The organism is Sphaerimonospora sp. CA-214678 (assembly GCF_050942215.1).
Taxonomy (GTDB): domain Bacteria; phylum Actinomycetota; class Actinomycetes; order Streptosporangiales; family Streptosporangiaceae; genus Sphaerimonospora.
Genome location: NZ_CP192056.1, coordinates 6263508 through 6277517, shown reverse-complemented (window position 1 = coordinate 6277517; position 14010 = coordinate 6263508). Strand labels below are relative to the sequence as shown.

Annotated in this window: 10 protein-coding genes; 5 read left to right on the top strand and 5 right to left on the bottom strand. The window is 68.4% G+C overall.

Features of this window, described 5'->3' with window-relative positions:
* Positions 1-84 precede the first annotated feature (84 nt).
* On the top strand, positions 85-669 hold the full coding sequence (locus tag ACQP1K_RS27985; RefSeq protein WP_433498671.1) for a DUF5709 domain-containing protein: 585 nt from the start codon (positions 85-87) through the stop codon (positions 667-669).
* A gap of 151 nt (positions 670-820) precedes the next feature.
* Entirely contained in the window at positions 821-1459 is a 639-nt protein-coding gene (locus ACQP1K_RS27980; RefSeq protein WP_433498670.1) for an HD domain-containing protein, read from the top strand.
* Positions 1460-1640: 181 nt separating this feature from the next.
* Here ACQP1K_RS27980 and ACQP1K_RS27975 read toward each other — a convergent pair whose 3' ends face one another.
* Both ACQP1K_RS27975 and ACQP1K_RS27970 read right to left on the bottom strand, forming a co-directional pair.
* The gene (locus ACQP1K_RS27975; protein ID WP_433498669.1) at positions 1641-2228 is read right to left on the bottom strand and encodes an MFS transporter; all 588 of its coding nucleotides are present in this window, start codon (positions 2226-2228) and stop codon (positions 1641-1643) included.
* A 681-nt stretch (positions 2229-2909) separates the two neighbouring features.
* Complete coding sequence (locus ACQP1K_RS27970) at positions 2910-4505, bottom strand: MFS transporter (RefSeq protein WP_433498668.1); 1596 nt, start codon at positions 4503-4505, stop codon at positions 2910-2912.
* A gap of 178 nt (positions 4506-4683) precedes the next feature.
* Between ACQP1K_RS27970 and ACQP1K_RS27965 the strand changes: the two genes are divergently transcribed.
* From ACQP1K_RS27965 to ACQP1K_RS27955, 3 genes are all read left to right on the top strand, one after another.
* Positions 4684-5355 (top strand): TetR/AcrR family transcriptional regulator, encoded by a 672-nt coding sequence (locus ACQP1K_RS27965; RefSeq protein WP_433498667.1) that lies wholly within the window; start codon positions 4684-4686, stop codon positions 5353-5355.
* Between the two features lie 125 nt (positions 5356-5480).
* Entirely contained in the window at positions 5481-7016 is a 1536-nt protein-coding gene (locus ACQP1K_RS27960) for an MmgE/PrpD family protein (RefSeq protein WP_433498666.1), read from the top strand.
* A gap of 106 nt (positions 7017-7122) precedes the next feature.
* Positions 7123-7734, top strand: coding sequence for an HAD-IA family hydrolase (locus ACQP1K_RS27955; RefSeq protein WP_433498665.1), 612 nt, complete (start codon positions 7123-7125; stop codon positions 7732-7734).
* Between the two features lie 131 nt (positions 7735-7865).
* Here ACQP1K_RS27955 and ACQP1K_RS27950 read toward each other — a convergent pair whose 3' ends face one another.
* The 3 genes from ACQP1K_RS27950 to ACQP1K_RS27940 form a co-directional block, all read right to left on the bottom strand.
* The gene (locus ACQP1K_RS27950) at positions 7866-8069 is read right to left on the bottom strand and encodes a cold-shock protein (protein ID WP_055480174.1); all 204 of its coding nucleotides are present in this window, start codon (positions 8067-8069) and stop codon (positions 7866-7868) included.
* Between the two features lie 564 nt (positions 8070-8633).
* Entirely contained in the window at positions 8634-10751 is a 2118-nt protein-coding gene (locus ACQP1K_RS27945) for a family 43 glycosylhydrolase (RefSeq protein ID WP_433498664.1), read from the bottom strand.
* A 193-nt stretch (positions 10752-10944) separates the two neighbouring features.
* Positions 10945-13695, bottom strand: a complete 2751-nt coding sequence (locus ACQP1K_RS27940; RefSeq protein WP_433498663.1) for a beta-L-arabinofuranosidase domain-containing protein — start codon at positions 13693-13695, stop codon at positions 10945-10947.
* Positions 13696-14010 lie beyond the last annotated feature (315 nt).

Below are 14010 nucleotides of genomic sequence, written 5' to 3'. Positions count from 1 at the left end.
ATCACCGCGCCGGCGCGATCGAGTCGGCCGAGGTGACGGCTCTCCCCACGTGGGCCGCCTGGGATTACGGGTAGGGGGGTGTGGATGACGGGTGAGCTGAAGGAGGGGGACGCGGTGAGTCAGCACACACCGGAACACGATCCGCACTCGCGGTTCGAGGACGAGGGCATCCCCGACCTCCAGGACGGGACACCGCAGCAGCAGTGGGCGGTCGATCCCCAGGAGGCGCCACTGCCCGCTGATCACCCGGCCGCCGTGGACGACTACGGCACCACGGTCGACGAGATGATGCGGGGAGAGCCGTTGGCCGGCCGGTTGAGCAGGGAGATGCCGGAGGAACAGCCGGTCTACGGCACGGGCGGGCCACCCGTCGTGCGTGAGGAGCGCACGCGGACCGGGCAGGCGATCACCGAGGACGGCGGGCTCGGCTTCGGCTCCGACCTGGACACCGACCATGAGGAGGACGGCGGGGTGGCGGCAGGTTGGGAGGCGCGGCCGGAGGAGCCGTCCGGCGCCGGCCGGGGGGCGTCGCGCCCGGCCGGCCGTCTCGTCGCTCCGGACGAGGGCGCCCACGGTGACGACGAGCCGGAGGAGACGGCCATGGAGGTCGGCCCCGATACGGGAGGTTTCAGCGCGGAGGAGGCCGCCATGCGGGTCGAGCCCGAATGACCGGTTCGACGTACCGAGGCGCCCGCGGCGTCATCTTGACCTGTCCAGCCCGTAATTCCATCCACAGGCTGGGGATTCTTCGGATAGGCCGCACGCGCCGTTCCGGACCGGTACGGGAGATTCCGGCCGGGGCAGGGAAGGGGACCATCCTATGACCGAGACCATCGCCGGCATCGCCGTCCCGGATTCAGCGCTCGCCAGGGAGACGACAGAACTGGTCCGGGACACCGCGACCCCGCTGCTGTACCACCACTCCCGCCGCGTCTACCTCTTCGGTTCGCTGCAGGGTCTGCGGCTCGGTCTGAGTGCCGACCCCGAGCTGCTCTACGTGGGGGCCATGTTCCACGATCTCGGGCTCACCGAGGCCTACCGGCGTACCGACCAGCGCTTCGAACTCGACGGCGCCGATGAGGCGCGCCGCTTCCTCACCTCGCATGGAGTGCCGGAGGCCGATGTCCGCAAGGTGTGGGAGGCGGTCGCCCTGCACACCACGCCCGAGATTCCGTACCGGCTGGAGCCCGAGGTGGCCCTGGTGACCGCCGGTGTGGAGACGGACGTCCTCGGCATCGGCTACGGCGACCTGGACGCCGGGCAGATCGCGGCGGTCACGGCGGCGCATCCTCGGCCGGACTTCAAGCGCCAGATCCTGCTCGCGTTCAAGGAAGGGTTCGAGGAGCGGCCGGACACCACGTTCGGCACGGTCAACGCCGACGTGCTGGAGCACTTCGTACCGGAATTCCGCCGGATCGACTTCGTCGACGTGATCCAGAATTCCGACTGGCCCGAGTAGGTCGATCACGGACCCAGACGGTATGGATCGGGGACCACGGATCAGGGATCGCGGCCGGCAGAGAGAACGCTCTCGCTCGTACCGGGATCTTCGCGGCGGCGGGGTTTCACGGTGACTCCATGATCGAATGAGCCGAGGTCCCTTCGGTCGTAGGGCGGGAGTCGTGTCTTCCGCGGGTTCGCTATCCCCGTCCGCTCGGAGTGGGCGTCAGCGCATCGGCGGGCCGGTCGACCGAGGCACCGGTCGTACGGTCGCCGAGAACCCTGATCGTCGTCACCATGACGACGACGCTCGCCGCGATCGTGGCGAACAGCCAGCCGGCACCGTGGTGGTCGAGGATGGGCAGGAGTCCGAACGGCAGGAGCGCGGCGCTCAGCCGGGACAGCGAATAGGCCGTGCCGGCGGCGGTGGCGCGGAACTCCGTCGGATACTGCTCCGACAGGTACACGTGTGACGCCGTGGAGAAGAGATTGCTCATCAACGTGTAGCAGAACCCTGATGCCACGATCAGGGGGACGTTGCCGGAGAGTCCGAAGACGATGCCGCTCGCCGCCATCAACGACGCCGACACCGAAATCAGCGTACGCCGCTCGAAGCGATCGAGCGTGGGCACCGCCAGCAGTGCTCCGACCGGATAACCCAAGAACGACAGGGCGGTGAAGCCGAGACCCTGCACGACGTCGAAGCCCTTTACGACGAGCACCTGTGGCGCGAGTGTGCCGAATCCGTAGTACGCCGTGACGGACAGCAGACAGTACGTCCACAGCATGACCGTCCGGCGCCAGAATTCATCGGGTTCGGCGCTTCCAATTCTCCAGTGACAGCCACGTGACTCGCTCCTTGTGCCAGAGCACAACTGGGCACTTTATGGGGGAAGACAGTCAAATGGTGTCAGGGAATTCTGACAGATCGCTGACAAATTTCTGACCCAGAAAGAGACCGGATGATCGTCCGGCCATTCGTTTCCAGATTCCGCCGTTCGCCGAATACCTGATTCACCGCCGGCCCGACTTGACCTCGCCACGCCGGTCGGAGCGGCACCGCATCGAGGGCGACTCGTCTTCCACCGCCGCCGCCCGGTGCCTTACGTGCTCGACACCCGGCCATGGCGCTTCCGGGTCGTCCGGAGCGAGTGCGCCGCCTTGCACGGCGATCGGGACCGCGCACTGCCGCTCAGCGACTCGCGCGGCCGTTCGCCGCGTGTGAACTGCGGGGCGCGCTGTTCGACCCGCGGCTCGCGGCGCGGGCCGCGGGTCACGCGAGCAGCCGGTTGAGGTCGACGAGGCTCTGGTCGGCGTCCCAGGCAAGGTCGAGGTTGTCCGGATCGGTGCAGACGGCGCCGAACATCTCGACGACGCGGCCGAGGGCGGTGCTGACGTCGGTCAGCGGTTCGGTCGACGTGCGGGAAATGGGCGGCGACCGCGAGAGTCCGCGACCGCCGCACGACGTCTCATCCGGCCATGGCGTCCGGAGCGGCCGGTTTGCGGGGCGGAATGTGCTGAGCGCTGGGGGACGGTGTGCTGGTTCGCTTCTTGCGACCGGGCAGGATGACCAATGCGAACAGGCCGCCGATGAGGGTTCCGATCGCGGCGGCGGTGAATCCGATGCGCAGGCCGTCGGTGAATATGGGGGCCACCGCGTGCATGACCGGCCCTTGAAGCTGTGCGGGGAGGTCGCTGATCGACGCCAGGTCGCCATGGGACAGAGCACCGACGGCCTGGGCGCGCTGGGCCGGGTTCAGACCCACGGCCGCCAGGGCGCCGGGCACGGTGTCACTCAGGTGGCGGACCAGAAGCGTGCCCACGAGGGCCACTCCGAAGACACTGCCGACTTGACGGAAGGTGTTGGAGACGCCTGACGCGGTTCCTGCCTGCTCGGGACGGACCGACGCCAGTAGTGCGACGGTGGCCGGGGCGCCCACCAGTGAGACGCCGGCACCCAGCAGCGCCATCGCCCACCAGTAGTCGGCGAAGCCGGTGCCGGGTTCGAGCTCGGCGAGTCGGATGAGCCCGACCGCGCTGGTCACAGAGCCGATCAGAATGGGGATCTTGGGACCGAGCTTGGCGGCGAGGACGCTGGCGAGGTAGGAGAACACCATGATGGCCACGTTCAGGGCCAGGAATCGGACGCCGGTCTCGGTGGTGGACAGGCCGTTGACCTGCTGCAGGTAGAAGGTGAGCAGGAAAATGCTTCCGAAGAGGCCGAACAGTCCGAGGAAGTTGACCGCACCGGCGACGATGAGGACCGGGCTCCGGAACAGGTTCATGGGCAGCATCGGGTCGTCCTGCCTGAGCTCCCAGACGACGAAGAGAGCGAGTGCGAGGGCGGCGACGGCGAACGCGCCGAGAATGATCGGATCGCTCCAGCCTCTGGTGCTCGCCTCGATCAGCCCGTAGACCAGGCTCGCCATGGCGACGACGAAGACGACCTGACCGAAGACGTCGGCACGACGCCGCGTGGGGGCTTTGCTCTCGGGTAGCTTGGCGAGCAGGACGGCCAAGGCCACCAGACCGAACGGGACGTTCACCCAGAAGATCGACTGCCAGCTGAAGGCGTCCACCAGCACACCGCCGAGTACCGGGCCTGCGGCCAGGGCGAGCCCGCCGATTCCCGCCCAGACGCCGATGGCGCGGGCGCGGGCGACCGGCTGGGGATAGGTGGCCGACACCAGGGCCAGCGACACCGGGATCATGATCGAACCGGCGATGCCCTGCAGGACCCGGGCGACCAGCAGGAAGTCGTAGCCTGGCGCCAGCGCGCACAGCGCCGAGGCGGCCAGAAAACCGACCAGGCCGCCGAGGAAGATGCGTTTACGTCCATAGATGTCGCCGAGCGTGCCCGCCGTCAGCAGAAGGCAGGCCACCGCCAGGGCGTAGGCATCGATGATCCATTGCATCTGGGTCATGCCGGTCGACAGGTCCCGCTGGATCTCGGGGAGCGCGACGTTCACGATCGTCGAGTCCAGGTAGACCATGAAGATGCCGATGCAGATGAAGGTCAGCAGCAGAGCGGTGCCGCTGCGTGCTCTCGGGTCGGGTTCGGTCATATCGCCCTCGCGTTCACGCGGTAGCCGGGAACAGATGGAATCCTGGCCAGGAGCAACGCGAGGCTCCCAAGGGGTCCCGCGCCAAGCAGACAGTAGTTGACTGACCGTCGGTCAGTCAATGACCGACGGTCAGTCATATAATGGCGCCGTTGACGCAGCAGACGAGAGGCGGACGTCGATGTCACCGACCACGGCTCCCAGCAAGCGCAAGCGCGTCGTCAAAAGCGCCGATGTGCGCAGGGCCGACATCCTCCGGGCCGGCCGCGAGGTATTCGGCACGATCGGCTTCTCCGAAGCGACCATCGCCGACATCACCGCCGCAGCCGGGATGGGCAAGGGAAGCTTCTACCTGCACTTCGAAACCAAGGACCACGTGCTCGCCGCCCTGTGGGAGGAGTACGTCGCCGCCTTCGTCGACACGACCCGGCAGATCCTCGCGAAGGGGCAGGCGTGGTGGCCGACCATCGACGAACTCTTGACCGCGCTGATCGCCCATGCGGTCGACAACACCGAGCTGCACCGCCTGGTCTACGGTTCGGCCAACGGCGCGGCGTTGGAACTGTGCAAGGAGTCCAACGCTCGCGTGGTGGATTTGATCAGTGACTTCGTCACCCGAGGGGCCACTGCCGGAGCCTTCGCAAGTCGCAACCCTGACTGGACGTTTCGCATGATCTATCACGCGGCCGACGGTCTTTTGGAAGACCTGATCGGCCGACGGGATCCCATTGACACCGCGGAAGTCACTCGCGTTGTCCTTGACCTCGCCCACAGAGCCCTCGGCCACCCCGATTACGTCAAGAACGGTGATATCCCGATCACGTATGAACGAAGTCCCTCCGCTCGAAAATGAGCACAAACACGGCCGCTCGTGAATGTATGCCGGGTGCGGCTGAAGAGTGGTCAAGGCACGGGATTCCGTGCATTCCACCGTGACACTAGAGATCATGCCCGGCATGCTGCCGGTGATCTGCCGGGGTGAGCGGCCCGTTGGCTGAGGAGCCGTCCGAGTCCTCCACGGTAGGAGCGCGCGCGAGAGAGGACCTCGGAGCAGAACCGGCACCGCTGGTCACGGTCCTGTCCGCTTGGGCCGCCGAGCTCCGGCTCGACAACGTGCCGGAGCGAGTCGTCGCCCTGGCAACCAGCCAGGTCATCGCCCAGTTGGCGGCCATACGCGCGGGACTGCGGCACAGCGCCGGAACCAAGCTGGTACGTGCCTTCGGCCCACCTTTGCAGTCAGACCCGCGCCGCTCGGCGGCCGTGCTGGCGATGCTCGGCTCCTGGCTCAACCTGGACGACACGGCGTACGCAGGGCACCTCGCGCCCTCCACGGTCGCCGTACCGCTGGCGTACGCGCACGCCGGACGTCGTGACGGCCGCACACTGCTGACGGCGGTGATCGCCGCGAACGAGTGCGCGGCCCGGATCACCGCGGCTGCCACCCTCGGCCCGTTGCGCGGTCAGAGCGCTCTGCACACCCACCTCGCCGGCGCGGTCGCCGGTCGGCTGAGCAGTGAGGGCGCGCCGGCACGCAGGTGGGCTGACGCGTTCGGCCTGGCGTTCGCCTCTCCCCCGTGGCCGGTGATGCACGCGTTCCTCGGCGGTGACGCCAAGTTCGTACATGTGTTGGCGCCGGTGCGCTCGGCGATGGACGCCTGCGACGCCGCGTACGCCGGTCTGACCGGCATGCCGGACATAATGGAACACGCGCATGGGTTCCTCGCGCGGTTCGCGACGGTGCCGTTACCCGAGGTCATCACTGCGGGGCTGGGTCTGCACTGGCACACCGAGACCCTGTCATTCAAGGTACGGCCGGGCGGCCCTGGGATCGACGCCGCCGTCGACTGTGCGCTGGAACTGCACCCGCTGCTCGGCGGCGCGCCCATCGCGGAGGTGGAGGTCGGGGCGTCGGCTTACACCTTGTTCGCCGGTCGCCAGGCGGCCCGGTATCTGGCCGGCCCTCGTACTCCGATCAGCGCTCTGCTGCTGTCGACCGCGTACCCGGTGGCCACCGCTCTGCTCACCGGCGATCTGACCGTCGAGGACTTCGACCTGCCCGCGATGCGGGACCCGGCACGGTGGGCCCTGGCCGACCGGGTCCGGCTGGTGCACGACCCGCGGATGACCTCCGCGCTGTTCGGCTCGGTCGCGCCGTTCGGCGCGGCGCTGCGGCAAGCGGGCGAACCCGGCCTGGCATGGCTGCGCGACTTCGCCGGCGATCAGGTCGCCATCCTGGGGCCGCCGGGTGATGGGGGCTCCCACGACTTCACCTCGGCGAGCAAGGCGACGCCCGCCCGGGTCACGGTACGGCTCGTCGACGGCCGGACCTTCAGCCGCGAGCGCGACATCCCGATCGGCTCGGCGGGCCCGGACACCCGCCGCCGGCATCGGCAACTGGTACGCGAGAAGTTCCTCGCCCAGGGCGGCGAACCTGCCGTAGCCGACGAGTTGAACGGACTGGCCGAATTGCCGGCTGAGCGCCTCAACCGGCTTCTTGCCGACGCGCTGCGCTGACCGGCCTGTTCGCGAATCGTGGATCACGGGGGCTTCACTCGCCTGTGCCGATCAGTGATGATGGCGTGGTGCCGTGCATCGAGACCGGAGCTGACTTGGAGGTTTCGTGCGACTGCCCTTCGACGCGGTGCTGTGCGACTTCGACGGAGTGATCCGCTTCTACGACACGGCCGAGGTGACCGAGCTGGAGCGCGGCTTCGGCGTCGAGCCGGGCACGACGGCACGGACGGCCTTCGCGCCGGGCGTGGACGGCCCCGCGCTGGTGGGCGAGATCACGGTGGCGCAGTGGGCGGACTCGATCGTCGCCGCGCTCGTCGACCGGCTTCCGGAGGAGCAGGCGCGGAAACTGGGCGAGGCGTTCACCGGCGTGCCGTTCCGGGTGGATCAGGACGTCCTCGGCCTGTTGCGGCGGGCGCAGACGTACGTCCCGGTGGTGCTGGTGTCGAACGCGACGCTCAAGCTGGAGGAGGACCTGGACGCGCTCGGGCTGACCCACTTCTTCGACGAGGTGGTCAGCAGCGCCCGCGTCGGTGTGGTCAAGCCGGATCGGCGGATCTACGAGATCGCGGCCGAACGGGCGGGGGCCGATCTCCGCCTGTGCCTGTTCGTCGACGACCGGCCGGAGAACGTGGAAGCGGCGGCCGGCCTCGGCATGATGGGCGTGCTCTATCGAGAGGTGTCGGATCTGCGGGCCGCGCTGGCCCTGCTTGGCGCCTGAGCCCAGGCGAGGACCCTCCGCATGAGGAGGCCCCGGACTCGGTGAGAGCCCGGGGCCTGTTGCTCATGGGGTGACGGCCAGGCCCTGCCCGGCCCGTCACCGGCCGCTGTCACGGCATTGATCAGAACTGATTAAAGCGGTCGCACCCGCTCGGCCTGCGGGCCCTTGGCGCCCTGGCCCGCGGTGTACTCGACCCGCTGGTTGTCCTCCAGGGACCGATAACCGCCGGCGTCGATGGCCGAGTAGTGGACGAAGACGTCCGCGGTCCCGTCGTCCGGGGCGATGAAGCCGAAGCCCTTTTCGGCGTTGAACCACTTGACGGTTCCCTGAGCCATGCTCTCTCTCCTTGTTGAAACGATCTCCGAGAGCCACAGAGTGATCTCGGGGCTGCTGCGACCGACCGCCTTGGAAAGCCATGGCTTCATCCGGTAGACGCCCGCTGTCATAGCTCCGCAGACGCTGTTACGCATACCGGGACTTCGACACAACCTGTTTTCCCCAACACTACACGCCACGGACGGCTCCATCACCGGGTACGGCAGAACCGGCCGTTCGTGCGCGTCGTTCCCCGGCGCTTCCGTCATGGCGGCCGGGGTCTGCCGCCGCCTGGCGGCCGCTCGCCGGGCGTCGGCAGCACGCGAGCAGGCCGTGGAGCCGTGTGTGTGCATCGGAATCCCAGAAGTCGAAGGCGCGGGTCGTCTGCTATCCGCATGAACTGTCCGGCGGGCGACGGCGGCACGCCGGCCTCGACGGACGATGTCCCTGCTCGGCCGTCCGCCGTGTCGCGTACCGGCGCTGCCGGAATCTCTCCGGCCACGAGGCCTCCGGTCGCGGTCGATCCCGGTGGAATCGACCGCTCGCCGGAGGCCTCGTTCCTCGTCGCTCTTACAGGTCGTGTCTCAGGGGGTGGTCAGGTCGAAGCGGCGGATGGTCACCGAGCCGCCCAGGGACTGGGTGGCGTAGTTGAAGATCCCGAACCGGTAGCCCATGAAGAACTGCCAGGCGTTGTTCAGGGTGAAGGCCGGGCCGAACGCGGTGAAGTTGGTGCCGTCCGTGCTGTAGGAGAACCGGGCCTGCCGCCCAGAACCCGGCCGGATGTCGGCGTTGACGCGCAGCCAGATCCGTCCGCCGGACACCGAGGCCGAGGCCGCTTCGCTACCGGTCGACGTGGTCTGCCAGCTGCCGTTCATCGTCAGGTTGTTGGTCATCACGACCCGATACGCGCCGTTGTCGCGGCGTACCCCGATCCAGGCCGAGGAGTCGCGCAGCATCACCAGGCCCGCCCGGTCGCCGTTGGCCATCGCCGAATAGTCCAGCTCGATCGTCGCCGTGGACGAGGGACCCTGGATGCGGTGGGTCAGCGTGTTACGCGCGTTGTACAGGTCGTTGGTGACGGTCGCGGTCTGCAGCCGCAGTCCGTTGCCGGCCGACCACCTGCTGTTGTCGGGGTTGTGGTTCCACTCCCAGCGTGGGTCGAGCGCGCTCGTGGTGAACGTGTCCGGGCCGATCATCGACTTGACGGTCTTGGTCGTGGAGATCGCCGGCTTCGGATACTCGGCGCCCCAGCCGCCGTTCACGGTCTGCACGGAGGGCCAGCCGTCGGAGCTCCACGAGATCGGCGCCAGCACCGGCACCCGGCCACCGGGGTAGGCGTCGACGAACGCCATGTAATACCAGGAGCCGTTCTGCGTCTGCACCATGCCGCCCTGGTGCGGCACGCCGCCGCCGGAGATCGGGCTCGGCATGTTCAGCAGCACCTGGCGCATCTCGTACGGCCCCCACGGGCTGCTCGAACGCAGCACGTACTGGCCGTTGGCCGGGCGGGTCAGCCAGATGTAGTAGTAGCCGTTGCGCTTGTAGAAGCGGGCGCCCTCCAGCGTGCCGACGCTGGACGGGGTGCTGAACACCTGCTGTGCGCGCACCTGGCTGAATCCGTCACTGGACAGCTGCGCGACGCTGATGTTCGAGTTGCCGTAGGCGACGTACATGGTGTCGTTGTCGTCGATCAGCAGACCGGCGTCGTAGTAGCAGTTGTTGATCCGCGCTCGCTTGGTCCACGTGCCGTCGACGGCCGAAGCGGTGTAGACGTAGGTGCGGTTGAACTCGGTGCAGCCCATCCAGTAGAAGGTGCTGTTGCTGGGCCGGTAGTTGAGCGTCGAGGCCCAGATGCCCTTGACGTAGGCGCGCCCGCCGTTGAGGTCGTAGGCGTTGGAGTCGAAGTCCAGCCGCGGCACCGAATGGCCCGCGTACTCCCAGTTGACCAGGTCATAGGAGCGCAGGATCGGCGCGCCGGGCGAGTAGTGCATCGTCGAGGCCGAGTAGTAGTAGGCGTCGCCGACCCGGATGATGTCGCCGTCGGCGAAGTCCTGCCAGACGACCGGATTGTTGTACTTGCCCGACGGCGTGGGCGTGGGAGTGGGTGTCGGCGTGGGAGTGGGAGTGCCGCCGCCGCCGACGAGGACGAGCTGCCACTGCTGGTTGTTTCCGCCCCAGTCGTCGTACTGGACGATGTTGGCGTTGTCCGCGGTGGAGGCGTTCTGGACCTCCAGGGCCTTGCCGCTGTTGCGGTTGATGAAGCGGACGTAGCCGCCGGAGCTGTCGGCCAGGCGCCACTGCTGGTTGGCGCCGTTGTGGTCGGACCACTGTAGGACCTCGGCCCCGTTGGCGGTGGACCAGTTGGAGACGTCGAGGACCTTGCCGGAGTGGCGGGACTCGATGCGGTAGTAGCCGCCACCGGAGTCGACGAATCGCCACTCCTGGTTGGCGTTGCCGCTGCGGCTCCACTGGGTGATGCGGGCGCCGTCGTTGGTGGCGAAGTTGTAGACGTCGAGGGCCTTGCCGCTGTTGCGGTTGACCAGGACGTACCAGGCGTTGGTGTCGACGGTCGCGGCCGATGCCGGGCTGGTGCCGAGCACGAGCGCGGATGCGGCCAGGACGGCGGCGCTCACGGCGGCGATCAGCGATCGCCAGCGGCGCCGTAAGGGAAGGGCTCTGGGGACTTCACCGGTGATGATCATGATGCCTTTCTTCGATCTTGGGGCCGGGCGGCCCTGTGGGGGATGTGTGCGACGAGCCGTCGCCGAGCCGGTCCCGCAGGGAGGTCTCCCCGGCGGGACCGGCCGCGTTCATCGCGTCGGCGTGATGCCGATCGCCGGCTCCCGAGATTCCGCCGGCGGGGGGAGGGGACGCGAGTGCGACCGTGTCCTGCGGCTACACGAATCGCCAGAGGTGATCGCCCGCACCGTTGTCGTCGGAGAGCACGATCTGGGCGCCCTGGGCCGTGGATCCGCCGCTGACGCCGAGCACCCGCCCTCCGTTGGCGCATTGGATGCGGAAGTACCCGTTGGATCCGTACCTCAGCCGCCACCGGTGGTCGGCGGTGCCGTTGTCGTCCCACTGGAGCGCCCGGGCGCCCGCCGCTGTGGACATGTTCTCCACGCCGAGCACCTTGCCGCTGTTGGAGTTGCGCAGGCGCAGGTAGCCTCCGGAGTCGACCACCGCGGTCCACAGATGGTCGGCGGTGCCGCTGTCGCCCCACTGGATCACCAGGCCGCCGTTGGTGGTGGACATGTTCTGCACGCCCAGCACGAGCCCGCTGGCCAGGTTCTGGATCCGCCGCGCCCCGTTGGGCACGAACCGCCACCTGTTGTCCGCGCTGCCGTTGTCGGAGTCCTGGGCGGCCTGCGCCCCGTTGGCGGTGGAGCCGTTGAGAATGCCGAGCAGCTTGCCGCTGTTGACGTTGCGGATCTTGTGGGATCCGTCGCCGGCGTCGATGATCGTCCAGCGGTGGTCGGCTGTGCCGTTGTCGGCCCACTGCAGAATGCGGGCGTTGTCGGCGGTGGACATGTTCTCCACGCCGAGCACCTTGCCGCTGTTGACGTTGCGCAGCCGTACGGCGCCGCCGTCCACGATCATCTCCCAGTCGTGGTCGGCCGTGCCGTTGTCGGTCCACTGCAGTGCCGTCCCGCCGTCGGCAGTGGACATGTTCTGGATGCCGAGCACGAGTCCGCTGGCGGCGTTGACCAGGCGGAAGCTCGCGTTCCCGCCTCCGCCTCCGCCGTTGCCGCCGGTGTTCCAGTAGACGGTGTAGTTGTGCCCGTGCGCGTCGTAGAACGGGCCGAGGTTCACCGACGACCCGTTGGCCGTGGCCGTGAACGCCAGCGCCGTGGTGCTGGTCCGGGTGATCGACGCCGTGTCCAGGGCGGGCAGCGACGACAGACCGGTGTTGCCGTAGTTTCCGGACAGGACGACCGGACCGTACGTGATCGCCGCGACGTTCGGGTTGTCGTTGGCGGCCTTCATGAGCACGCGCATGGGCAGGCGCACGGTGACGGTGTCGCCGGATGTCCACGTGCGGGTGAGGGTCGCGTACGTGCCGGGGGTGGTGTCGACGTTCTGCTCGACGCCGTTGACGCTGATCGTGGCGTCGGCGGTCCAGGACGGGATGCGGACGCGCATCGACCACGACCCGCCCCCGACGTCCCCGGTGACCTGCAGGGTGCTGGTGTCACTCGCCGGGTAGGACGTCGTCTGGGTGACCGTGATCCCCCGCTGGGTCCAGTTCAGCACCGACGGCGTGAACAGGTTCACCGTCAGGGTGGTGCCGTTGTGGAAGTAGATGGAGTCCATCAGCGCCGTGTTGACCTCGACACCGGTGCCCTGGCAGCACCAGAACGAGTTGTAGTCGGTGCTGTAGGTGCCGCCGCCCCACGCCGGGCCCACGCCACGGCGGCCACCCGGCTTGAGCGGTGTGAAGTAGGTGATGTGCCCGTGGGAGTCGGCCGGGTTCTGCGCGCCGATGATGTGGTTGAGCAGCGCCTGCTCGTAGAAGTCGAAGTACGCCACCCGGCTCGGGTCCAGCAGCCACAGCTCGCGGGTGAGCTTGAGCATGTTGTAGCTGTTGCAGTGCTCACAGGTGTCGTTGGCGAGGTAGCCGGCGATCGCGTTGGGGGCCCGGAAGTGCTCCGCCTGGCTGTTGCCGCCGATCGCGTAGGTGTGCGCGCCGACGGTGATGTTCCAGGCGTTGGCGGCGATGTCCCGGTAGCGGGTGGTGCCGGTGGCCTTGTACTCGCGGACCGCGCCGACCCACTTGGGCACCTGGGTGTTGGCGTGCAGACCGTTGAGCTGATCCTGGTTGGACGCCAGCGGGTTGAACACGGCGGCGTGGTCGAACCGCTGGGCGGCGGTCAGCCAGCGGGTGTCACCGGTCTGCTGGTACAGGTCGGCCAGGACGGCGTTCATGCCGCCGAACTCGGTGCCCAGCATGGACTGCATCTGGGCGGTGGAAAGCCTGCTGGTCCGCCAGTCGACCCAGCCGGCGAGTGCCAGCAAGACGTCGCGCGCCTGGGTGCTGCCGATGTAACGCCACACGTCGAGCAGACCGGCCATGGTCTTGTGGATGCAGTAGTACGGCACGTTGCCGTTGTTCAGCGTGCGGGCCTCGAGGGCGTTGAAATCGGACTCGGGGAAGCCCGACAGGTAACCGGTGTTGAACCCGGCCGCGCCGTTGTTGGCCTGGCACTTGGCCATCTCGGCGACCATGTAGGTGGCCTTGTCCCGGCACGTGGTGTCGCCGAGCACGGCGTACGCCTGCGCCCACGCGCTGAGGAAGTGCCCCTGCATGTGGGTGCGGAACGGGAACGAGGGGGCGTCCCACCCGCCGTTCGTCGCCGCGCCCTGCGTGGACAGGCGGTGGTTGGCCCGGAAGTTGTACAGCATCCGGTTGACGTCGACGAAGCGCAGGTACGACAGCGTGCGGCTCTGGTTGTCCATCAACCGTCCGGCCGTCAGCCGCACCTGCCCCAGCTCGAACGGGTACATCGACACGCCGATGTCGGGTCGTGCCGGAGCGACCGCCGCCTGGGCCGTGGCGGTGCCGACCGCCTGGCCTGCGGCGGAGGCGACGACGGCGATGCCGGCGGCCTGGAGCAGTTGCCGGCGACTGAGTGGTGATAACGACATCTGAACTCCTGTGTGGTGGTGGACGCGTGAATCCGGCGGTGGTCGGCCTCAGGGCCTTTCCGCGGGAGCCGGCCGGTCGGGCACCGGTTCGGTACGGCTGCCACCCGTTCCGGTGAGCGGTTTCCGTGGTGAGCGGAGGCGGCGGCTCCCGCCGAAGGCCCGAGGGTGGGTGATCTCTGTCTGCAGGCCCGGGTGGACCGGCCGGGCCGGCACTCCCGGTGATGGCCGCGGACGGGCCGGGGCGGCCGTGGTCATGGGGCCGGCGGTCGCCGGCCACGGCGGCGGGCCCCAGAAGGTTTCCGAACCCGTCCGGCC